The following is a 20,568-nucleotide window of genomic DNA, read 5'->3' as shown; positions in this document are numbered from 1 at the left end:
TACGAATAAGGAACGGGCCCGCTCCCCCATCGCTGGGAGAGCGGGCCCGCATCACACCTGGAGGTGTCAGGCCTGCTCGGCGGCCTCGGCCTCGTCGGCCTTGGTCTCGACGGCGGCGGCCTGGTCGGCCTCCTTGACGGCACGCTTGGTGGCGCCCTCGGCCTCGCCGACGGCGGTCTGCGCGACGGTCAGCGCCTCGACCAGCTCGATCACGGCCATCGGGGCGTTGTCGCCACGACGGGGACCGATCTTGGTGATACGGGTGTAACCACCCGGGCGGTTCTCGTAGCGCGGCGCGATCTCGGTGAAGAGGGTGTGCAGCACCGAGATGTCGGTGATGGTCTTGCGCACCAGGCGACGGTTGTGGATGTCGCCCTTCTTCGCCTTGGTGATCAGCTTCTCCGCCAGCGGGCGCATCCGACGGGCCTTGGCCTCGGTCGTGGTGATGCGGCCGTACTGGAACAGCTCCCGGCACAGACCGGCGAGCAGCAGCGGCTCGTGGTGCGGGCCGCCGCCGAGGCGGGCACCCTTGGTGGGACGCGGCATGGTGACTCCTTGGATCTCCGACTACGGCCGTACCAGGTACCGCAGCGGGCGTACCGGCACTGTTGCCGGTACGACTTGCCATGACGACGGGGGCGGCTCCGTGGAACCGCCCCCGCGGCCAAATCTCTTAGTACTGCTCGGTCTCCGCGTAACCCGCGTCGTCCAGGTCGTCGGCGCCGAAGGCGTCGGCGGCGGCGGTCGGGTCGAACCCGGGCGGGCTGTCCTTGAGGGCCAGGCCCATGCCGGCCAGCTTCGCCTTGACCTCGTCGATCGACTTCGCACCGAAGTTGCGGATGTCGAGCAGGTCGGCCTCGGAGCGGGCGACGAGCTCACCCACGGTGTGGATGCCCTCGCGCTTGAGGCAGTTGTACGACCGAACGGTGAGCTCCAGCTCCTCGATCGGCAGCGCCAGGTCGGCGGCCAGGGCGGCGTCCGTCGGGGACGGGCCCATGTCGATGCCCTCGGCGTCGATGTTCAGCTCGCGGGCGAGGCCGAACAGCTCCACCAGGGTCTTGCCGGCCGAGGCCATGGCGTCGCGCGGACGCATGGCGGGCTTGGTCTCGACGTCGACGATCAGCTTGTCGAAGTCGGTCCGCTGCTCGACACGGGTGGCCTCGACCTTGTAGGTGACCTTCAGCACGGGGCTGTAGATCGAGTCGACCGGGATGCGGCCGATCTCCTGGCCGGAGGCCTTGTTCTGGACGGCGGAGACGTAGCCGCGACCGCGCTCGACGGTCAGCTCCATCTCCAGCTTGCCCTTGCCGTTCAGCGTGGCGAGGACCAGCTCGGGGTTGTGCACCTCGACACCCGCCGGCGGGGCGATGTCGGCGGCGGTCACGACGCCCGGGCCCTGCTTGCGCAGGTACATCACGACCGGCTCGTCGTGCTCCGAGGAGACGACCAGCTGCTTGATGTTGAGGATGAGGTCGGTCACGTCCTCCTTGACGCCCGGCACGGTGGTGAACTCGTGCAGGACGCCGTCGATGCGGATGCTGGTGACAGCGGCACCCGGGATCGACGACAGGAGCGTGCGGCGCAGGGAGTTGCCGAGGGTGTAGCCGAAGCCCGGCTCCAGCGGCTCGATCACGAACCGCGAGCGGAACTCGTCGACGACCTCTTCGGTCAGCGAGGGGCGCTGAGCGATAAGCATGGGGGGTGTTCCTCCAGTTGTCTTCGGCACCCACTATTTGATGCCGACAGGACCAAGCGTACGGGGTCCCGCAGAAAACAGGACCCCGTACGTGGTTTAAAGCGTTACCCGCGTGCCCGAAGGCGCTGCGTCAGACGCGGCGGCGCTTCGGCGGACGGCAGCCGTTGTGCGGGGTGGGGGTGACGTCCTGGATCGAGCCGACCTCCAGGCCGGTGGCCTGGAGCGAACGGATCGCGGTCTCGCGGCCGGAGCCCGGACCCTTCACGAAGACGTCGACCTTGCGCATGCCGTGCTCCTGCGCGCGACGGGCAGCGGCCTCGGCGGCCATCTGCGCGGCGAACGGGGTGGACTTGCGCGAACCCTTGAAGCCGACGTGGCCGGCGGAGGCCCAGGAGATCACGTTGCCCGCGGGGTCGGTGATCGAAACGATGGTGTTGTTGAACGTGCTCTTGATGTGCGCGTGGCCGTGAGCGACGTTCTTCTTTTCCTTGCGGCGGATCTTCTTCGCGCCGGCAGCCTGACGACCCTTGGGGGGCATAAGTCTGTTCTCCTACTGAGGTGGTCGGTCCGCTGACCCGCGGGCCGGAGGGATGTCCGGTGACGGGACGGACTACTTCTTGCCCGGCTTCTTCTTGCCGGCGATCGCGCGACGCGGGCCCTTGCGGGTACGCGCGTTGGTGTGGGTGCGCTGGCCGCGGACCGGCAGGCCACGGCGGTGACGCAGACCCTCGTAGCAGCCGATCTCGACCTTGCGGCGGATGTCGGCGGCCACCTCACGGCGGAGGTCACCCTCGACCGTGTAGTTGGCGTCGATGTACTGGCTCAGCTTGACCAGGTCGTCCTCGGTGATGTCGCGAACGCGGACATCCGGGTTGACGCCGGTCTCGGCGAGGGTCTGCTGGGCGCGGGTACGGCCGATGCCGTACACGTACGTAAGGGCGATCTCGATCCGCTTCTCACGGGGGAGATCAACGCCGGCGAGGCGTGCCATTCAAGGCTCCTGTGGTTCTTCAGAGGTCTGACGGGCACCTACTCCGACACCTCACGGTGAGGGAGCCCCGGCCTCTGACCGGGGGCGGCAGTCCGTCCCGTCCGGGACGGATCGGGTGACCCGCGTATGACGTTTTCGCGTCGCGCGAAGTACTACGAGAAATGCGGGAGGGAGATCAGCCCTGGCGCTGCTTGTGGCGCAGGTTGTCGCAGATCACCATGACCCGGCCGTGACGGCGGATCACCTTGCACTTGTCGCAGATCTTCTTGACGCTCGGCTTGACCTTCATGTTCAGGTTCTCCGGGTCTAGATCTGACGTTCTTACTTGTAGCGGTAGACGATCCGGCCGCGCGTGAGGTCGTAGGGGCTGAGCTCCACGACCACCCGGTCGTCCGGCAGGATGCGGATGTAGTGCATGCGCATCTTGCCACTGATGTGCGCGAGGACCTTGTGACCGTTCTGCAGCTCGACCTTGAACATCGCGTTCGGAAGAGACTCGATCACGGTGCCCTCGATCTCAATGGCGCCTTGCTTCTTAGCCATGAACTGCGAGATCCACCTTCCGGGACCGGCTACCGTATGCGGAACGCTCGTGCGAACCTGGGTTCACCCCGCCCCCGAGGGGAAGAGGGCGTGCTGAAGCACGCTACGAGTGAGCCGACGGTCCATCCTACGCCAGCGCGTCCCGGGGTCCAAAACGGGGGTACCGGAAGGAGTCCGCCGTCACACCGGCCCCGTCAGACCCCGGTGGGGACGGCCAGCGGGTCGACGTGGGCGGTGCAGGCCGAGCAGCGGCGGGCGGCCTCGGGGATCTCGGTCAGGCACTCGGGGCACGGGCGCTTCGCGACCTTCGGCTTCTTCGGCAGGTAGCGGGCGGTGGCCTTGGTGATCGGCAGCACCACGCAGAAGTACAGCACCGCGGCGGTCATGAAGAAGGCGATCAGCACGTTCAGGAACTGGCCGTACGGGAACTTCACCCCGCCGATCTCCGCCGTGTACGAGCTGAAGTCGCCGGCCGCGCCGACCACCACGCCGACCAGCGGGGTGAGGAAGGCGGACACGAAGCCGGTCACCACCGCGGTGAACGCGGCACCGATGACCACACCGACGGCCATGTCGATGACGTTGCCGCGCATCATGAAGTCGCGGAATCCCTTGAGCACTGCGCTCTCCTGCTCGCTCGTAAGCCACTGGGCCAGTAACTGCCACTGCCAGCCGTTAAAAATAGGACAAAAGCCCTGGAGGTCCAAACCTCCAGGGCTCTGATCCCTTGTCAGCAGCGGCAGTTGACCGCCCGGGCGACTACGCCAGCGGGTCCGGAGCTGCGGTGATGCCCAGCTTGGCGAGCTCGGCCCGGCCGCCGTCGAAGGCGGTCAGCACCAGCGGGCCCTCCTCGGTGACGGCCACCGAGTGCTCCCAGTGCGAGGCCCAGGTGCCGTCGTTGGTGACGACCGTCCAGTCGTCCTCCAGCACCGCGGTGTGCGGGGTGCCGAGCGAGACCATCGGCTCGATCGCCAGCACGGTGCCCGGGACCAGCTTCGGGCCCTTGCCGCGGCCGCGCTCGACGTAGTTCAGCACGTGCGGCTCCATGTGCATCGCGGTGCCGATGCCGTGGCCGCCGTAGCCCTCGGTGATGCCCCACTTGCCCTTGGGCGGCAGCGGCTGGCGCCGGATGTAGCCCTCGATCGCCTTGGAGACGTCCACCAGGCGGTTGTTCTTCTTCATCTGGGCGATGCCGGCCCACATCGAGCCCTCGGTCACCCGGCTGAGCATCTCGACCTCGGGGCGGACCTCGCCGACCGCGACGGTGATCGCCGAGTCGCCGTGCCAGCCGTCCAGGATGGCGCCGCAGTCGATCGAGATGATGTCGCCCTCCTGCAGCACCCGCTCGCCCGGGATACCGTGCACGACCTCGTTGTTCACCGAGGCGCAGATCACGCCCGGGAACCACAGGCCGCCGTGGTGGGCGCGGAAGTTCGAGGTGGCACCGTGGTCGGTGATGACCTTGTCGGCGATGTCGTTGAGCTCCTGGGTGGTCACCCCGGGAGCGACCGCCTCGCGACAGGCCTTGAGCGCCTCGGCGACGACCAGCCCGGCCGCCCGCATCTTCGCGATCTGCTCGGGGGTCTTGATCTCCACCATCAGGTCACGCCTTCCAAGTCCGGATTACCACTGCCTACCACCGTACGACGTCGAAAACGGCCGGGCCGCCCGCTCCACGGGCGACCCGGCCGTCACGCGTACCTCGCCGAGCGAACTCAGCCGTTCTTCTTCAGCGCCTCGATCGCGCGCTGGGTGACCTCGTCCACCTTGCCGAGGGCCGAGATCGTCGCCACCAGGCCCTGCTGGACGTAGTAGTCGATGATCGGCTCGGTCTCCGTGTGGTATACCTCCAGGCGCGTGCGCACCGCTTCCTCGGTGTCGTCCGAGCGCTGGTACAGCTCGCCACCGCACTCGTCGCAGACACCCTCCTCCTTCGGCGGGTTGTACGCGACGTGGAACACGTGGCTGCCGTTCTTGCGGCACAGGCGGCGGCCGGCGATCCGGCGCACCACCTCGTCCTCGGGGACCTCCAGGTCCAGCACGCCGTCCAGCACGATGCCCTGCTCGGCGAGGAACTCGTCGAGCGCCTTGGCCTGGCCCAGGTTGCGGGGGAAGCCGTCGAGCAGGAAGCCGTTGGCCGCGTCGGCCTGCAGCATGCGGTCCTTGGCCATCCCGATGGTGACCTCATCCGGTACCAGGCGACCCGCGTCCATGTAGCCCTTGGCCTCGAGCCCCAGCGGGGTGCCCTGACCGATGTTGGCGCGGAACAGGTCGCCGGTGGAGATGTGGGGGATGGACAGGGTCTTGGCGAGCAGGTGCGCCTGAGTACCCTTCCCGGCCCCGGGAGGACCAACGAGGACGATACGCATCAGCGGAGGAACCCTTCGTAATTGCGCTGCTGGAGCTGGCTCTCGATCTGCTTCACAGTTTCGAGTCCGACGCCGACGACGATGAGCACGCTGGTGCCGCCGAACGGGAAGTTGGTCTGCTGTCCGAAGGCGACCAGGGCGATCATCGGGATCAACGCGATCAGGCCCAGGTAGAGCGAACCCGGCCACGTGATTCGGGTCAGCACGTAGTTCAGGTACTCGGCCGTCGGACGGCCGGCCCGGATGCCCGGGATGAAGCCACCATACTTCTTCATATTGTCGGCAACTTCTTCGGGGTTGAAGGAGATGGCGACGTAGAAGAAGGCGAAGAAGACGATCAGCAGGAAGTAGGTGGCCATGTAGATCGGGTGGTCACCCTTGACGAAGTTCTGCTTGACCCACACCGCCCAGCCCGACTGGCTGTTGGTCAGCTGGACCACCAGCGCCGGGATGTACAGCAGCGACGAGGCGAAGATGACCGGGATGACACCGGCCTGGTTCACCTTGAGCGGGATGTAGGTCGAGGTACCGCCGAAGGCCCGGCGGCCGATCATCCGCTTCGCGTACTGGACCGGGATCCGGCGCTGCGCCTGCTCGACGAAGATGACCAGCATCACAACGATGACGCCGACCGCGACCACGGAGAGGAACTCGACCCAGCCGCCGCCGATGGTGCCGGACTGCTTGATGGCCCACATCGAGGTCGGGAACTGCGCGGCGATCGAGGTGAAGATCAGCAGCGACATGCCGTTGCCGATGCCGCGGTCGGTGATCAGCTCGCCCAGCCACATGATGACCGTGGTGCCGGCCGTCATCGTGAGCACCATGACGGCGATCCGGAACACCGAGGTGTCCGGCACGATCTGGTTGCCCACCGGGCAGCCGGAGAACAGCGCACCGCTGGAGGCCGTCGCCACGATGCCGGTGCCCTGGAGCACGGCGAGCGCGATGGTCAGGTAGCGGGTGTACTGGGTGATCTTCGCGGTGCCGGCCTGGCCCTCCTTCTTCAACGCCTCCAGTCGCGGGATCACGACGGTGAGGAGCTGGAGGATGATGCTCGCGGTGATGTACGGCATGATGCCGAGCGCGAAGATCGTCAGCTGGAGGAGCGCGCCACCGCTGAACAGGTTGACGAGTCCGAAGAGGCCGTTGTTCTTGGTGTCCTTGATGCACTCGTTCACGGCCGTGAAGCTCACGCCCGGAATCGGAATGTGCGAGCCCAGCCGGAACAGCACCATGATGCCCAGCGTGAACAGCAGCTTCTTGCGCAGGTCGGGCGTCTGGAACGCCCGCGCGAACGCACTGAGCACGGTGCCTCCTGCGCCTCCCGCACGTCGTCGGCGGGAGGGTCGGTCCTGAATGGGGAGTTTTTGCGGTACGGGCCCCCGTACAGACGGCACAGGCGAGCCTACGCGCAGCCTACAAGGGAACTCCACGGACTCTAACAGTGCGCGGCCACTCGAAAGAAGCGCGTACCGTCCCTCCCCCACTCACGGGGGTACGGGATGCCCGGTTTTGCCACACAAAAGAACGAGGCCCGGTACCGGCTGATTTCGGCCCCGGAGTGAAAGCCGGGGTAAAAGCACGAGCCCCGCACCTCCCGAAGGAGGTGCGGGGCTCGAAGCCGGTTGTCGGCGGGTTCAGCGGGCTCAGACGAGCTCGGTGACCGTACCGCCGGCGGCCTTGATCTTCTCGGCGGCCGAGCCGGAGACGGCGTCGACCGTCACCTGCAGCGCAACCGAGACCTCGCCGGTGCCGAGCACCTTGACGAGGGAGTTCTTGCGAACCGCGCCCTTGGCGACCAGGTCCTCGACCGTGACGGCGCCACCCTGCGGGTAGAGCTCGGCCAGCTTGTCGAGGTTGACGACCTGGAACGTGATCTTGAACGGGTTCTTGAAGCCCTTCAGCTTCGGCAGGCGCATGTGGAGGGGCATCTGGCCACCCTCGAAGCGCTGCGGAACCTGGTAGCGGGCCTTGGTGCCCTTGGTACCACGACCGGCGGTCTTACCCTTGGAGCCCTCACCACGACCCACGCGGATCTTGTCGGTCTTGGCACCCGGGGCGGGACGCAGGTTGTGGATCTTGATCGGGTTGTCGCCCATGATCAGTCCACCTCCTCAACCGTCACCAGGTGACGGACCGTGTGGGCCATCCCGCGGATCTCGGGACGGTCCTCCTTCACCACGACGTCGTGCATGCGCTTGAGACCAAGCGAACGCAGGGTGTCACGGTGATTCTGCTTGCTGCCGATGTACGACTTGGTCTGCGTGATCTTCAGGCGAGCCATCAGGCGCTCACCCCTGCAGCACGCGCCCGCAGCAGAGCGGCGGGGGCCACGTCCTCCAGCGGCAGGCCACGACGGGCGGCGATCTCCTCGGGGCGCACGAGGCCCTTCAGAGCAGCCACGGTGGCGTGCACGATGTTGATCGCGTTGTCCGAGCCGAGCGACTTCGACAGGATGTCGTGAATGCCGGCGCACTCCAGGACGGCGCGCACCGGACCACCGGCGATAACACCGGTACCGGGGGCGGCGGGCTTCAGCAGCACGACGCCGGCGGCCTTCTCACCCTGGATCGGGTGCGGGATGGTGCCCTGGATACGGGGGACCTTGAAGAAGTTCTTCTTGGCCTCCTCAACACCCTTGGCGATGGCGGCCGGAACCTCCTTCGCCTTCCCGTAACCGACACCCACGGTGCCGTCACCGTCGCCCACCACGACCAGCGCGGTGAAGCTGAAACGACGACCACCCTTGACAACCTTGGCGACACGGTTGATCGCGACAACGCGCTCGACGTAAGCGGTCTTCTCGACGGCGGGGGCGTTGCCCCGGTCGTCACGCTTACGGTCGCGCCGCTCGCCACCGCCGGTGCCACCGCCGGCGCCGCTACCGCGGCGCTGGGGTCCAGCCATTGGAATTACCTCTCTCGATTACGTCCGTCGACTGAGTCGACGAGCGGCTTAGAAGTCGAGCCCGGCCTCGCGAGCCGCGTCCGCCAGGGCGGCGATGCGGCCGGCGTACCGGTTGCCCGCGCGGTCGAAGACGACCGCCTCGATGCCGGCAGCCTTGGCGCGCTCGGCGACCAGGCTCCCGACCTTCTTGGCCAGCTCGGTCTTGTCGCCCTCGGCGCCCTTGATGGACACGTCGAGGGTGGACGCCGACGCCAGGGTGTGACCCTTGGCGTCGTCGATGACCTGGGCGACCATGTGACGGTTCGAGCGCGTCACGACGAGGCGCGGACGCACCTCGGTGCCGACGACGCGCTTGCGAACGCGGATCGCGCGGCGCTTGCGAGCGGCGCTCTTGTAGGCGTTGCCCTTGCCGATCTTGACAGAGACGCTCATCGCTTACTTACCACTCTTTCCGACCTTGCGGCGGATGACCTCGCCCGCGTACTTGACGCCCTTGGCCTTGTACGGGTCGGGCTTGCGCAGCTTGCGGATCTTCGCGGCGACCTCGCCGACCTTCTGCTTGTCGATGCCGTCCACGTGGAACTTGGTGGCCGACTCGACGACGAAGGAGATGCCCTCGGGGGCCTCGACCAGAATCGGGTGGCTGTAGCCCAGCTGGAACTCCATGTCGGAGCCCTTCGCCAGAACTCGGTAGCCGACACCGCTGATCTCCAGCGACTTGCGGTAGCCCGCGGTCACGCCGGTGATCATGTTCGCCACCAGCGTGCGGGAAAGGCCGTGCAGGGCCTTCGACTGACGCTCGTCGTTGGGGCGGGTGACGACCAGGTTGCCGTCCTCGCCCTTACCGATCTCGATCGGCGCGGCGACAACGTGGGTGAGGGAGCCCTTGGGGCCCTTCACCGAGACCGCCTGGCCATCGATGGTGACGTCCACGCCGGCGGGAACCGGGATGGGCAGCCGTCCAATGCGCGACATTGCTGTACCTCCGTTTCCCGAATTACCAGACGTAGGCGAGAACTTCTCCGCCTACGCCCTTCTTGGCAGCCTGCTTGTCGGTGAGGAGACCCGAGGACGTGGAGATGATCGCCACGCCCAGGCCGCCGAGCACCTTCGGCAGGTTGGTGGACTTTGCGTAGACCCGCAGGCCCGGCTTGCTGATCCGCTTGATGCCAGCGATCGAGCGCTCACGGTTGGGACCGAACTTGAGCTCGATGGTCAGCTTCTTGCCGACCTCGCCCTCAGCGGGCTCCTCAACCTTGTAGGAGGAGATGTACCCCTCCTGCTGCAGGATCTGGGCGACGTGCGCCTTGATCTTGCTGGCCGGCATCGCCACAGAGTCGTGGTACGCCGAGTTAGCGTTACGCAGACGCGTGAGCATGTCTGCGATGGGGTCGGTCATGGTCATGATGGCCTCAGGCCTCTCTCGCCGTGGTTTCTCCGCGCCAGGTCCCCCTGCCGCACTCCGGGGAGTGCGGCAGGGGCACAGACGCAGGGGACCTGCGGCGTCGTAAGACTGGGTGCGAGCCCTCCGAAGAGGGTCGACGGCAGCTATGGAGCTACCGCGACAGGGGGCCCGACCTCACTACCCTACGGGATTCCGTACGCAGCCCCAAAAAAGGGGCTCTGTGGGGTCGGGCACACCTGCTTCGCTATGGCGTTACCGCGAGGTCCTGGTTACCAGGAGCTCTTGGTCACGCCCGGCAGCTCGCCGCGGTGCGCCATCTCACGAAGGCAGACACGGCACAGGCCGAACTTGCGGTACACCGAGTGCGGACGGCCGCAGCGCTGGCACCGGGTGTAGGCCCGGACGCCGAACTTCGGCTTCCGCTCGGCCTTCGCGATGAGGGACTTCTTCGCCATGTGTTACGCCTCCTTGAACGGGAAGCCCAGAGCGCGCAGGAGCGCCCGGCCCTCGTCGTCGGTCTGGGCGGTGGTCACGACGGTGATGTCCATACCGCGCTGACGGTCGACCTTGTCCTGGTCGATCTCGTGGAACATGACCTGCTCGGTCAGACCGAAGGTGTAGTTGCCACGGCCGTCGAACTGCTTCGGGGAGAGGCCACGGAAGTCACGGATTCGCGGCAGGGCCAGCGAAACCAGACGGTCCAGGAACTCCCACATGCGGTCACCACGGAGGGTGACGTGGGTGCCGATCGGCTGGCCCTCGCGCAGCTTGAACTGCGCGATGGACTTACGAGCCTTGGTCACGGCCGGCTTCTGACCGGTGATCGCGGTCAGGTCGCGGATCGCGCCCTCGATCAGCTTGCTGTCACGGGCGGCCTCGCCGACACCCATGTTGACGACGACCTTGACCAGGCCGGGCGTCAGCATGACGTTCTCGTACGAGAACTGCTCCTGCAGCTGACCCTTGATCTCGGAGTTGTAACGCTCCTTGAGGCGGGGGGTCACCTTCTCAACAGACGTCTCAGACATCAGATGTCCTCACCGGTTCGCTTGGCAACGCGGATCTTGTTGCCCTCGTCGTCGAAGCGGTAGCCAACGCGGGTGACGACCTTCTTGCCGTCCTTCTCCACGACCAGCTGGACGTTGGAGACGTGCACCGGGGCCTCGACGGTGACGATGCCACCCTGAGTGCCCGGACCCGGCTTGGTGTGCTTCTTGACCCGGTTGACACCCTCGACCAGGACCTTGTTCTCAGCCGGCATGGCCTGGATGACCTTGCCCTGCTTGCCCTTGTCCTTGCCGGTGATGACCTGGACCAGGTCACCCTTCTTGATCTTCATGCTGTTCGCCATGAGTTAGAGCACCTCCGGCGCAAGCGAGATGATCTTCATGAACTTCTTGTCACGCAGCTCGCGGCCCACCGGGCCGAAGATGCGGGTGCCACGGGGGTCACCATCGGTGTTCTTCAGAACGACCGCGGCGTTCTCGTCGAAGCGGATGTACGAGCCATCCGGACGACGACGCGACTTCACGGTACGGACGACGACGCACTTGACGACGTCACCCTTCTTGACCGAACCGCCGGGGATCGCGTCCTTGACGGTCGCGACGATGACGTCCCCGATACCGGCGTAGCGGCGACCGGAACCACCGAGAACGCGGATGCAAAGGATTTCCTTCGCGCCCGTGTTGTCGGCGACACGCAGTCGCGACTCCTGCTGGATCACAGCTTTCTCCTGATCGTCAACGAGAGCTGACGGGCCGACCGCTGCTCACACCAGCGCCCGCGAGGGACCTGGTGCACATACGGCCGTACCGCATCAACTTCGTTACTTGGCCTTCTCGAGGATCTCGACGACGCGCCAGCGCTTCGTCGCGGACAGCGGGCGGGTCTCCGCGAGGAGCACCCGGTCGCCGATGCCGCAGGCGTTCGCCTCGTCGTGCGCCTTCAGCTTGTTCGTACGGCGGATGACCTTGCCGTACAGAGCGTGCTTGACGCGGTCCTCGACGGCGACGACGACGGTCTTGTCCATCTTGTCGCTGACGACGAGACCCTCACGGGTCTTGCGGAAACCGCGCGTCTCGTTGGTGTTCTCAGTCATCAGGCGCTCTCCACCGTCTCGATGCCCAGCTCGCGCTCGCGCATCAGGGTGTAGATCCGCGCGATGTCCTTACGGACGAGCTTGAGCCGTCCGTGGTTGTCGAGCTGCCCGGTCGCCGCCTGGAAGCGGAGGTTGAACAGCTCCTCCTTGGCCTCACGGAGCTTGGCAACGAGACCCTCGTTGTCCAGCTCGCGGAGGTCAGCAGCCTTGGTGCCGGCCGACATCAGCTCTCACCTGCCTCGCGCCGGATGATCCGGCACTTCATCGGGAGCTTGTGAGCTGCGCGGGTCAGCGCCTCACGAGCCACCTTCTCGTTGGGGTACGACAGCTCGAACATGACCCGACCCGGGTGCACGTTCGCGATCCACCACTCGGGCGAACCCTTACCGGAACCCATGCGGGTCTCGGCCGGCTTCTTGGTGAGCGGGCGGTCCGGGTAGATGTTGATCCAGACCTTGCCGCCACGCTTGATGTGACGGGTGACGGCGATACGAGCGGACTCGATCTGCCGGTTCGTCACATAGGCCGGGGTGACGGCCTGGATGCCGTACTCGCCGAACGCGAGCTCGGTGCCACCCTTGGCAGCGCCGCGGCGCTTCGGGTGGTGCTGCTTGCGGTGCTTGACCCTACGGGGGATCAGCATTGGGGTCAGGCCTCCGTTCCGGTGTTCTCGGCAGCCGGAGCCTCGGCGGCCGCGGCCGCGGGGGCCTCGGCAGCGGCGGGGCGACGGCCACGGCCACCGCGCTCGCCACCACGGCGCTCGCCACCGCGGGCGGGACGACCACCCTCGGGACGGGCCGGGCGGTTGCCCGAGCGGGCAGCGGCGTTCTCAGCGCGGACCTCGGCGATGTTCTTGACGTCGCCCTTGTAGATCCAGACCTTCACACCGATGCGGCCGAAGGTCGTCTTGGCCTCAAAGAAGCCGTAGTCGACGTTCGCGCGCAGGGTGTGCAGCGGCACACGGCCCTCGCGGTAGAACTCCGAACGGCTCATCTCGGCGCCGCCGAGACGACCGGAGCACTGGACCTTGATGCCCTTGGCGCCGGACTTCATGGTGCCCTGCATCGACTTGCGCATGGCACGACGGAAGGAGACGCGGGAGGACAGCTGCTCCGCGACGCCCTGAGCCACGAGCTGGGCGTCCAGCTCGGGGTTCTTGACCTCGAGGATGTTCAGCTGGACCTGCTTGCCGGTCAGCTTCTCGAGGTCGCCGCGGATGCGGTCGGCCTCGGTGCCACGACGCCCGATGACGATGCCGGGACGGGCGGTGTGGATGTCGACGCGGACGCGGTCGCGGGTGCGCTCGATCTCGACCTTGGAGATGCCGGCGCGCTCCATGCCCTTCGTCATCATGCGACGAATGGCAACGTCTTCCTTGACGTAGTCCTTGTACAGCTTGTCGGCGTACCAGCGGGACTTGAAGTCCGTGCTGATGCCGAGGCGGAACCCGTGCGGGTTAACCTTCTGGCCCATTACCGGGTCCCTTCCTTGCTGCTGACGACCACGGTGATGTGGCTGGTCCGCTTGCGGATCCGGTAGGCACGACCCTGCGCACGCGGACGGAACCGCTTCAGGGTCGGACCCTCGTCAACGTACGCCTCGCTGATGACGAGGTCGTCCACGTTGGAGTGGTTGTAGTTGTGCGCGGCGTTGGCGATGGCGCTGTCGAGCACCTTGCCGACCGGCACGGTGGCGGCCTGCGGAGCGAAACGCAGGACGGCCTGGGCCTCCGTGGCCGGCAGGCCACGGATGAGGTCCACCACGCGGCGGGCCTTCATGGGCGTGACGCGGATGTACCGCGCCTGGGCCCTGGCTTCCATGGTTGTCCCCTTGCTGGTGTAAGTCATTGAGTCGGTAATCTCGCTGGCGACTAGCGACGCTTCGACTTGCGGTCGTCCTTGACGTGACCGCGGAAGGTACGCGTCGGCGCGAACTCGCCGAGCTTGTGGCCGACCATCGACTCGGTGACGAACACCGGGACGTGCTTACGGCCATCGTGCACCGCGATCGTGTGGCCGAGCATGGCCGGGAAGATCACGGAGCGACGGGACCAGGTCTTGATGACGTTCTGGGTACCCGCCTCGTTCTGAGCGTCCACCTTCTTGAGAAGGTGGCCGTCGATGAAGGGGCCCTTCTTGAGACTGCGCGGCATCTGACCTGCTCCTAGCGCTTCTTGTTGGTCTTGCGGCGGCGCACGATGAGAGCGTCCGACGCCTTCTTCGGGCGACGGGTGCGACCCTCCTTCTGGCCCCACGGCGAGACCGGGTGGCGGCCACCAGAGGTCTTACCCTCACCACCACCGTGCGGGTGGTCGATCGGGTTCATGGCGACACCACGCACGGTCGGGCGGACGCCCTTCCAGCGCATACGGCCGGCCTTGCCCCAGTTGATGTTCGACTGCTCGGCGTTGCCGACCTCGCCGACGGTGGCGCGGCAGCGCGCGTCGACCAGGCGGATCTCACCGGAGGGCATGCGCAGGTGCGCCATCTTGCCCTCACGCGCCAGCAGCTGGATGCCGGAGCCCGCGGAGCGGGCCAGCTTGGCACCGCCGCCGGGACGCAGCTCCACCGCGTGGATGGTGGTACCGACCGGGATGTTGCGCAGCGGCAGGTTGTTGCCCGGCTTGATGTCGGCGCCAGGGCCGTTCTCAATCCGGTCACCCTGCGCGATGCCACGCGGCGCGATGATGTAGCGCTTCTCGCCGTCCAGGTAGTGCAGGAGCGCGATGCGCGCGGTGCGGTTCGGGTCGTACTCGATGTGCGCGACCTTCGCCGGCACGCCGTCCTTGTCGTGACGACGGAAGTCGATCACGCGGTAGGCGCGCTTGTGGCCGCCACCCTGGTGGCGAACGGTGATCCGACCGGCGTTGTTACGGCCGCCCTTGCTGTGCAGGGGGCGAACCAGCGACTTCTCCGGGGTGGACCGCGTGATCTCTACGAAGTCGGCCACGCTGGAGCCACGACGGCCCGGCGTAGTCGGCTTGTACTTGCGGATGCCCATTTGGCTCTCTCGTCCTCGTCCTTATCGACGATCACGATCCCCGTTAGGAGACCGGACCACCGAAGATGTCGATGCGGTTGCCCTCAGCCAGCGTCACGATGGCGCGCTTGGTGTCCTTGCGCTTGCCAAAGCCCGTCTTGGAGCGCTTGCGCTTGCCCTGACGGTTGAGCGTGTTGACGGACTCGACCTTGACCGAGAAGACCGCCTCGACGGCCTGCTTGATCTGGGTCTTGTTGGCACCGGGCGACACGACGAACGTGTACTTGTTCTCGTCGAGGAGCGAGTAGCTCTTCTCCGAGATGACCGGCTTCACCAGGACGTCACGGGGGTCCGTGAACGTCTTGCTCGTGATCTCTGCAGCCATCAGGCGGCGCTCCCTTCGAGCTCGCCCTCAGCAGCCACGGCCTTGGCGGACGCGGCCGGACCGGCCACGAAACGCTCGAAGGCGGCCTGGGTGAAGACCACATCGTCGGAGACGAGCACGTCGTAGGTGTTCAGCTGACCGGCGTCCAGGATGTGGACGTTCGGCAGGTTGCGAGCGGACTTGAGGCCCAGCTCGTCCGAACGCTCGACGACCAGGAGGACGTTCTTGCGCTCGGTGATCTTGCCGAACAGGCCCTTGGCGGCCTTGGTCGACGGCGCCTCGGTCGCGGTCACGTCGGTGATGACGTGAATGCGGTTGTGGCGGGCCCGGTCGGTGAGCGCACCGCGCAGGGCGGCGGCGATCATCTTCTTCGGGGTCCGCTGCGAGTAGTCACGCGGCACGGGACCGTGCACGACGCCACCGCCGGCGAACTGCGGCGCACGGGTCGAGCCCTGACGGGCGCGGCCGGTGCCCTTCTGGCGGTACGGCTTCTTGCCGCCACCGCGGACCTCGGCGCGAGTCTTGGTCTTGTGGGTGCCCTGACGGGCCGCAGCGAGCTGCGCCACGACGACCTGGTGCATCAGCGGAACGCTGACCTTCGCGTCGAAGATCTCGGCCGGCAGCTCGAGGCTGCCGGTCTTGTCACCCGAGGGCGACAGGATGTCAATGGTGCTCATATCCTCACAGCCCCTTCGCCGCGGTGCGGACGAGGATGAGGCCGCCGTTCGGGCCCGGGATTGCGCCCTTGATCAGGAGCAGCCCCTTCTCCGCGTCAACGGCATGGATGGTCAGGTTCTGGGTGGTCACACGCTCGTGGCCCATCCGGCCGGCCATCCTCACGCCCTTGAACACGCGACCCGGGGTGGCGCAGCCACCGATCGAGCCGGGCGAGCGGTGCTTGCGCTGCACACCGTGACCGGCGCCGAGGCCCCGGAAGTTGTGGCGCTTCATGACACCGGCGAAGCCCTTGCCCTTGGAGGTGCCGGTCACGTCGACCTTGACACCCGCCTCGAACAGCTCGGCGGTGATCTCCTGGCCCAGGGTGTACTCGGAGGCGTCCGAGGTACGGAGCTCGACCAGGTGGCGACGGGGGGTGACACCGGCCTTGGCGAAGTGGCCCGCGAGGGGCTTGTTCACCTTGCGGGGGTCGATCTCGCCGAAGCCGATCTGGACGGCGTCGTAGCCGGCCGGGCTGTCGGCGGTGTGGACCTGGGTCACGACATTGGGCCCAGCCTTGACGACGGTCACCGGAACGACCCGGTTGTTCTCGTCCCAGACCTGGGTCATGCCGAGCTTCTCGCCCAGGATGCCCTTAATCTGCTTAGCCATCTTCGGTGCGCCTCTCAGAGCTTGATCTCGATGTCGACGCCAGCCGGCAGGTCGAGACGCATGAGCGAGTCAACCGTCTTCGGCGTGGGGTCGAGGATGTCGATCAGACGCTTGTGAGTGCGCATCTCGAAGTGCTCGCGCGAGTCCTTGTACTTGTGCGGCGAGCGGATGACGCAGTACACGTTCTTCTCAGTGGGCAGCGGCACCGGGCCTGCGACCTGCGCACCAGTACGGATCACCGTCTCGACGATCTTCTTCGCCGAGGAATCGATGACCTCGTGGTCGTAGGCCTTGAGCCGGATGCGGATCTTCTGTCCCGCCATGGCTACTCAGTAGTCCTTTGTCCTTAGTCACTGCACGACCCTCCTCCGACCCCCGCGCTCGGGCGTGTCGCACTCGCGCTTGCAAAAAACCGGCGAAGTACTTCGTCGGTTTCAAACTTTCGGGGTGGGGGTGGCCGGGCCGAGGCCCCGCACACGCTTCCCGGAAGATTCCCGTACTTTCGCCCCGCAGCTGCCGTGGCGTAGAACTCACGCTTGACGGCCATCACGGGAACGACGAGTACATGGGACTCGCTTCCAGTCCTCCCGGCGGGAGGCGCGCAGCATCGGCACTCAACCGAGCAACTTGGACATACTGCCACATGGAGCAGCCCGGATGCCAATCGGGGCCGGTGAGGCGTACCTCACCGGCCCCGAAGGGGTGGAACCGCAGCTCAGCCCTTGCGCCAGAGCACCCAGCCGCGCTCCATGTTGTACTTCGCGACGTGCCAGCCCGGGAGCGGCTTCTGCCAGCTGGACTCCGGCTTGGTGCCCGGGTCCTTGGAGACGGCCAGCAGGATCGCGGTGGCCGACTCCGGCGGGGTGTTGCCGTTCTTCACGTTGCTGGTCCAGACCCGGCCCCAGTAGACCTCGAAGGCCAGCGACATCCGGCTGCCCCAGTCGAGGTCCCAGTCCAGGACCACGTTGTCGCCCTTGCCCAGGCCGGCCTCCTTGGGCAGGCCGACGGCCTCGTACTTGCGGAACTTGGAGTGCGGCTCGGCGATGTTGTTGGTGACGGCGACCGTCGCGTAGGCCGCGAAGAGCGTCAGGCAGCCCACCACGGCCGCGATGATCCGGCGGCCGCCGACCACCCGCAGCAGCAGGCAGGCGCCCAGCACGGCGAGCGCGCCGAAGGTCGTGCGGCCCATGTGCAGGCCGTCGTAGGTCGAGGAGAGGAACTGGGCGTCCGGCACCGTCCACGGGATGATCCAGACGTTGAGCTTGCGCCCCGCGTACTCGGTGACGGCGAGCCCGGTGATCCCGACGACCACCGTGCCGAGCGCGGCCAGCTGCAGCAGCCGGCGCTTCCCGGCCCGGAACAGCACGACCAGGCCGACCACCATGAACACCGGCACCAGCACGGCGCAGTACCGGGCGTACACCCAGTTGTCGACGCGGTTGTCGTCCGCGAGGCCCGCGGCGGAGGCCAGCGCGGTGCCGCACAGCAGGGCGACCATGACGAAGGAGACCACCCGGTCGGCCGCCGTGGAGCGGCGGTGGAACACCGCCACCACGCACAGCACGAAGGCGATCGCGCCCAGGCCGTAGGTGGAGGTCATGAAGTACCACAGCTCGCCGAGGGTCCGGACGACGATCGTGGTGGTGTACTTGCCGTTCTCGAGGTTGTCGAAGACCTTGTTGCCGACCCCCGCGCCCGGGACGTCCTTGAACTGGGCCGTGACGTAACCGTCCAGCAGCTTGGTGCCCAGGTAGGCCACCGCGAGCGCGCCGAGCCCGGCCAGCGAGGCGAGCCGCGGCGCCCAGCCGATGGCGAGCACCACCAGCAGGGCCAGTGCGGTCAGCGCCACGACCACGCCGCCGCGGTCGTGGGTGGCCATCGAGTAGCCGGCGGCCAGGCTCATCGCGGCCGCGTACAGCGCGCGGCGGCGGGTCGATCCGGGCGAGAGCCAGCCGTGCATCGAGATCAGCCAGATCAGCAGGAGCACCGGGAGGACGGCGTCCGTCATCACGAACTGGGAGTAGAAGATCACCGGCGGCACCAGCGCGACGGCGGACCCGGCGAGGAACGCCTGCGGCCGGGACAGCCCCAGGCGGCGGGCCGCCGCGAAGGCCAGCGGGAAGACCAGCGCGTTGAGCACCGCGTTGATCACCATGATCAGGTGGTACGCGGTGTCCGGGTTGTCGGCTATCCGGAGCGCCGGCGAGATCAGCAGCGGGTAGCCGCCGGGGATGATCACGCCGGTGGGCATCTCGGAGGCCGGCTTGCCGGCCAGCACCCGCGCGATCGCGAGGTAGCCGTCCTCGTCCGCGTGCACCGACGGGTAGTAGTTGTGGATCGACAGCGACAGCCGGAACGCCGTCTGCGCGAGGTAGCCGAGCAGCACGGCCGCCGGCCAGAACCAGCGGTGGGCGGCGAGGACCCGCAGCCGCAGGAGCGCGGCCGGAGGAGCCTTCGGCTCGGCGGTCCCGTTCCCGTCACCGCCCTCCTTCAATGTCCGCCCGTCGGTCGCATGGGCAGAATCGATCAGCGGCTGCACCGGGACACTTCCCTCGTTGTTGGAACCAGCACTTGTCATGTCTTTTTCACAGGTGCCCGCGAGTCGCCCACACGCACCCCCAGTCGTTGGATCGCACGGGAAGTCTGCCATGCGGCCCGGTGTGGAGTCATCGTGATCATCCGGTGGACCAGGTGCGTCCGAACCGGTGCCGCCCGTCCGACCGCGTCCGCGAAACGGCCCGCCGGCCCGCGCCGCCCTTCCTTCCGGACAACGCGGAGCCGACGGCCCGGCGTTCAGCACCGCCCCGCCGCGGACCGGGTCAGCTGCTGCGGACGGCGCGGCCGACCATGGCGCCGGCGTGGGCGAAGTCACCCGCGCCGAGGCGCCCGGCGGCGACCATCAGGGCGTGCAGCCGGGAGGAGAGGTGGAGGTCGGCCGAGCGGGCCGCGGCGTTCCAGCCCTTGGCCCGCAGCTCCTTGGCGATCAGGGTGTAGTACTGGAGCTCCTCGTCGAAGCGCTTGCCGTCCTTGACCCGGTTCGAGGAGTCGCTGGCCTGGTGGCGGCGGTAGCGGAACACCTCGCGCTCGTCGACCAGCAGGTTGCCGCCCTCCATCAGCATGTCGACCATGAACGCCAGGTCGTGCACGGCGTCGATGTCCGGGCGGTACGGGATCTTCGACAGCGCGGACTGCCGGTACAGCAGCGACGGGGTGTACAGCCAGTTCCCGGACAGCAGGCTCTTCACCGCGTCCTCGCCGCTGATCAGGCCGGCCTTGCGGGCCGGGGCGGCGATCCGGCGCTTGACCTTGTCACCGATGCCGAGCGACGGCACCAGGTTCCCGTCGCTGTCCATCACCTTGACGCCCGGCTGGACCGCGATCGCCTTCGGGTCGGCCTTCATCCGCTCCAGGACGACGTCCAGGTAGTTCGGCTCCAGCAGGTCGTCGGCGCCCATCATCGAGACGAACTCGCGCTCGGCCAGGGTCGACGCCTTGTAGGTGTTGCCGTTGGGGCCCAGCCGCTCCTCGTTGCGGACGTAGCGGATCCGCTCGTCGTCCAGGCCCTCGATGTACTCCAGCGCCCGGTTGCCCGGGTACTGGTCGTCCACCACGGTCAGCCGCCAGTCCTGCTGGTGCTGCGCCCGGATGCTGTCGATGGTGGCGAACAGGTACTCCGGGTCGCCGTAGTACGGGATGACGAAATCGACGCTCATGACGGCGCCGCACCTCCTGGTCCTGGATCACGCTTCGGTGCCGCCCGGCCGCGGCCGCCGGGCGGGTCAAGTCAACCAGCTTTTTTCGAACGACCGCGTCGGCCGGGGTCGGCAGTGGCGGAGGGCCGGTCCCGAACGGGACCGGCC

General features: G+C 67.2%; 33 protein-coding genes. All 33 read right to left on the bottom strand.

Annotation, left to right across the window (positions count from 1 at the left end):
* Positions 1–66 precede the first annotated feature (66 nt).
* Complete coding sequence (gene rplQ / locus ACFXOZ_RS13255; RefSeq protein ID WP_375882098.1) at positions 67–546, bottom strand: 50S ribosomal protein L17; 480 nt, start codon at positions 544–546, stop codon at positions 67–69.
* A 127-nt stretch (positions 547–673) separates the two neighbouring features.
* Entirely contained in the window at positions 674–1,696 is a 1,023-nt protein-coding gene (locus tag ACFXOZ_RS13250) for a DNA-directed RNA polymerase subunit alpha (protein ID WP_030055844.1), read from the bottom strand.
* Positions 1,697–1,826: 130 nt separating this feature from the next.
* Complete coding sequence (gene rpsK / locus ACFXOZ_RS13245; protein WP_030232513.1) at positions 1,827–2,234, bottom strand: 30S ribosomal protein S11; 408 nt, start codon at positions 2,232–2,234, stop codon at positions 1,827–1,829.
* Positions 2,235–2,306: 72 nt separating this feature from the next.
* Positions 2,307–2,687, bottom strand: a complete 381-nt coding sequence (gene rpsM / locus ACFXOZ_RS13240; RefSeq protein ID WP_316523629.1) for a 30S ribosomal protein S13 — start codon at positions 2,685–2,687, stop codon at positions 2,307–2,309.
* A gap of 175 nt (positions 2,688–2,862) precedes the next feature.
* The gene (gene rpmJ / locus ACFXOZ_RS13235) at positions 2,863–2,976 is read right to left on the bottom strand and encodes a 50S ribosomal protein L36 (protein WP_003956441.1); all 114 of its coding nucleotides are present in this window, start codon (positions 2,974–2,976) and stop codon (positions 2,863–2,865) included.
* 32 nt (positions 2,977–3,008) lie between these two features.
* Positions 3,009–3,230 (bottom strand): translation initiation factor IF-1, encoded by a 222-nt coding sequence (infA, locus tag ACFXOZ_RS13230; protein ID WP_003956442.1) that lies wholly within the window; start codon positions 3,228–3,230, stop codon positions 3,009–3,011.
* 194 nt (positions 3,231–3,424) lie between these two features.
* Complete coding sequence (gene mscL / locus ACFXOZ_RS13225) at positions 3,425–3,850, bottom strand: large conductance mechanosensitive channel protein MscL (protein ID WP_375882094.1); 426 nt, start codon at positions 3,848–3,850, stop codon at positions 3,425–3,427.
* 139 nt (positions 3,851–3,989) lie between these two features.
* Positions 3,990–4,829 (bottom strand): type I methionyl aminopeptidase, encoded by an 840-nt coding sequence (map, locus tag ACFXOZ_RS13220; protein ID WP_380521233.1) that lies wholly within the window; start codon positions 4,827–4,829, stop codon positions 3,990–3,992.
* Positions 4,830–4,945: 116 nt separating this feature from the next.
* Positions 4,946–5,599 carry an adenylate kinase gene (locus tag ACFXOZ_RS13215; protein ID WP_380397400.1) on the bottom strand — a complete coding sequence of 218 codons (654 nt, stop codon included), beginning with the start codon at positions 5,597–5,599 and terminating at the stop codon, positions 4,946–4,948.
* Positions 5,599–6,909 carry a preprotein translocase subunit SecY gene (gene secY / locus ACFXOZ_RS13210; RefSeq protein ID WP_375882088.1) on the bottom strand — a complete coding sequence of 437 codons (1,311 nt, stop codon included), beginning with the start codon at positions 6,907–6,909 and terminating at the stop codon, positions 5,599–5,601. Before secY ends, ACFXOZ_RS13215 begins: the two co-directional genes overlap by 1 nt.
* Before the next feature lie 339 nt (positions 6,910–7,248).
* The gene (rplO, locus tag ACFXOZ_RS13205) at positions 7,249–7,701 is read right to left on the bottom strand and encodes a 50S ribosomal protein L15 (protein WP_375882087.1); all 453 of its coding nucleotides are present in this window, start codon (positions 7,699–7,701) and stop codon (positions 7,249–7,251) included.
* Between the two features lie 2 nt (positions 7,702–7,703).
* Entirely contained in the window at positions 7,704–7,886 is a 183-nt protein-coding gene (gene rpmD / locus ACFXOZ_RS13200; RefSeq protein WP_030055835.1) for a 50S ribosomal protein L30, read from the bottom strand.
* A complete protein-coding gene (rpsE, locus tag ACFXOZ_RS13195) occupies positions 7,886–8,509 on the bottom strand; it encodes a 30S ribosomal protein S5 (protein ID WP_030055834.1) in 624 nt (207 codons plus the stop codon). The genes rpmD and rpsE overlap by 1 nt, the downstream gene beginning before the upstream one ends.
* Before the next feature lie 48 nt (positions 8,510–8,557).
* Complete coding sequence (rplR, locus tag ACFXOZ_RS13190) at positions 8,558–8,941, bottom strand: 50S ribosomal protein L18 (protein ID WP_030232494.1); 384 nt, start codon at positions 8,939–8,941, stop codon at positions 8,558–8,560.
* A gap of 3 nt (positions 8,942–8,944) precedes the next feature.
* A complete protein-coding gene (gene rplF / locus ACFXOZ_RS13185; protein WP_375882084.1) occupies positions 8,945–9,484 on the bottom strand; it encodes a 50S ribosomal protein L6 in 540 nt (179 codons plus the stop codon).
* A gap of 22 nt (positions 9,485–9,506) precedes the next feature.
* Positions 9,507–9,914 carry a 30S ribosomal protein S8 gene (rpsH, locus tag ACFXOZ_RS13180; protein WP_030280781.1) on the bottom strand — a complete coding sequence of 136 codons (408 nt, stop codon included), beginning with the start codon at positions 9,912–9,914 and terminating at the stop codon, positions 9,507–9,509.
* Positions 9,915–10,183: 269 nt separating this feature from the next.
* Positions 10,184–10,369 (bottom strand): type Z 30S ribosomal protein S14, encoded by a 186-nt coding sequence (locus tag ACFXOZ_RS13175; RefSeq protein WP_030393303.1) that lies wholly within the window; start codon positions 10,367–10,369, stop codon positions 10,184–10,186.
* Between the two features lie 3 nt (positions 10,370–10,372).
* Positions 10,373–10,942 carry a 50S ribosomal protein L5 gene (gene rplE, locus ACFXOZ_RS13170; RefSeq protein WP_030300393.1) on the bottom strand — a complete coding sequence of 190 codons (570 nt, stop codon included), beginning with the start codon at positions 10,940–10,942 and terminating at the stop codon, positions 10,373–10,375.
* Complete coding sequence (rplX, locus tag ACFXOZ_RS13165) at positions 10,942–11,253, bottom strand: 50S ribosomal protein L24 (protein WP_030232484.1); 312 nt, start codon at positions 11,251–11,253, stop codon at positions 10,942–10,944. The genes rplE and rplX overlap by 1 nt, the downstream gene beginning before the upstream one ends.
* Positions 11,254–11,268: 15 nt before the next feature.
* Complete coding sequence (rplN, locus tag ACFXOZ_RS13160) at positions 11,269–11,640, bottom strand: 50S ribosomal protein L14 (protein ID WP_030393301.1); 372 nt, start codon at positions 11,638–11,640, stop codon at positions 11,269–11,271.
* Between the two features lie 102 nt (positions 11,641–11,742).
* Positions 11,743–12,015, bottom strand: coding sequence for a 30S ribosomal protein S17 (rpsQ, locus tag ACFXOZ_RS13155; RefSeq protein ID WP_030055826.1), 273 nt, complete (start codon positions 12,013–12,015; stop codon positions 11,743–11,745).
* Positions 12,015–12,239, bottom strand: a complete 225-nt coding sequence (gene rpmC / locus ACFXOZ_RS13150) for a 50S ribosomal protein L29 (protein WP_049649042.1) — start codon at positions 12,237–12,239, stop codon at positions 12,015–12,017. The genes rpsQ and rpmC overlap by 1 nt, the downstream gene beginning before the upstream one ends.
* On the bottom strand, positions 12,239–12,658 hold the full coding sequence (gene rplP / locus ACFXOZ_RS13145) for a 50S ribosomal protein L16 (protein ID WP_030055824.1): 420 nt from the start codon (positions 12,656–12,658) through the stop codon (positions 12,239–12,241). The genes rpmC and rplP overlap by 1 nt, the downstream gene beginning before the upstream one ends.
* Positions 12,659–12,663: 5 nt before the next feature.
* The gene (rpsC, locus tag ACFXOZ_RS13140) at positions 12,664–13,488 is read right to left on the bottom strand and encodes a 30S ribosomal protein S3 (protein WP_188301636.1); all 825 of its coding nucleotides are present in this window, start codon (positions 13,486–13,488) and stop codon (positions 12,664–12,666) included.
* The gene (rplV, locus tag ACFXOZ_RS13135) at positions 13,488–13,835 is read right to left on the bottom strand and encodes a 50S ribosomal protein L22 (RefSeq protein ID WP_030055822.1); all 348 of its coding nucleotides are present in this window, start codon (positions 13,833–13,835) and stop codon (positions 13,488–13,490) included. The genes rpsC and rplV overlap by 1 nt, the downstream gene beginning before the upstream one ends.
* Positions 13,836–13,885: 50 nt before the next feature.
* Positions 13,886–14,167 (bottom strand): 30S ribosomal protein S19, encoded by a 282-nt coding sequence (gene rpsS / locus ACFXOZ_RS13130; RefSeq protein WP_030055821.1) that lies wholly within the window; start codon positions 14,165–14,167, stop codon positions 13,886–13,888.
* An 11-nt stretch (positions 14,168–14,178) separates the two neighbouring features.
* Positions 14,179–15,015: a 50S ribosomal protein L2 gene (gene rplB / locus ACFXOZ_RS13125; protein ID WP_375882079.1), complete on the bottom strand. Its 837-nt coding sequence runs from the start codon at positions 15,013–15,015 to the stop codon at positions 14,179–14,181.
* Positions 15,016–15,058: 43 nt separating this feature from the next.
* Entirely contained in the window at positions 15,059–15,379 is a 321-nt protein-coding gene (rplW, locus tag ACFXOZ_RS13120; protein ID WP_063348967.1) for a 50S ribosomal protein L23, read from the bottom strand.
* Positions 15,379–16,056, bottom strand: coding sequence for a 50S ribosomal protein L4 (gene rplD, locus ACFXOZ_RS13115; RefSeq protein ID WP_375882076.1), 678 nt, complete (start codon positions 16,054–16,056; stop codon positions 15,379–15,381). Before rplD ends, rplW begins: the two co-directional genes overlap by 1 nt.
* A gap of 4 nt (positions 16,057–16,060) precedes the next feature.
* Positions 16,061–16,708, bottom strand: a complete 648-nt coding sequence (gene rplC / locus ACFXOZ_RS13110; protein ID WP_350503569.1) for a 50S ribosomal protein L3 — start codon at positions 16,706–16,708, stop codon at positions 16,061–16,063.
* A 14-nt stretch (positions 16,709–16,722) separates the two neighbouring features.
* Complete coding sequence (gene rpsJ / locus ACFXOZ_RS13105) at positions 16,723–17,031, bottom strand: 30S ribosomal protein S10 (RefSeq protein WP_012785157.1); 309 nt, start codon at positions 17,029–17,031, stop codon at positions 16,723–16,725.
* Positions 17,032–17,423: 392 nt separating this feature from the next.
* On the bottom strand, positions 17,424–19,247 hold the full coding sequence (locus ACFXOZ_RS13100) for a hypothetical protein (protein WP_375882074.1): 1,824 nt from the start codon (positions 19,245–19,247) through the stop codon (positions 17,424–17,426).
* A 280-nt stretch (positions 19,248–19,527) separates the two neighbouring features.
* Complete coding sequence (locus ACFXOZ_RS13095) at positions 19,528–20,421, bottom strand: glycosyltransferase family 2 protein (RefSeq protein ID WP_375882072.1); 894 nt, start codon at positions 20,419–20,421, stop codon at positions 19,528–19,530.
* Positions 20,422–20,568 lie beyond the last annotated feature (147 nt).

This window comes from Kitasatospora sp. NPDC059160 (assembly GCF_042755465.1).
Taxonomy (GTDB): Bacteria; Actinomycetota; Actinomycetes; order Streptomycetales; family Streptomycetaceae; genus Kitasatospora.
The sequence above is the reverse complement of the archived record's forward strand: the minus strand, read 5'-3'. Positions and strand labels throughout refer to the sequence as shown.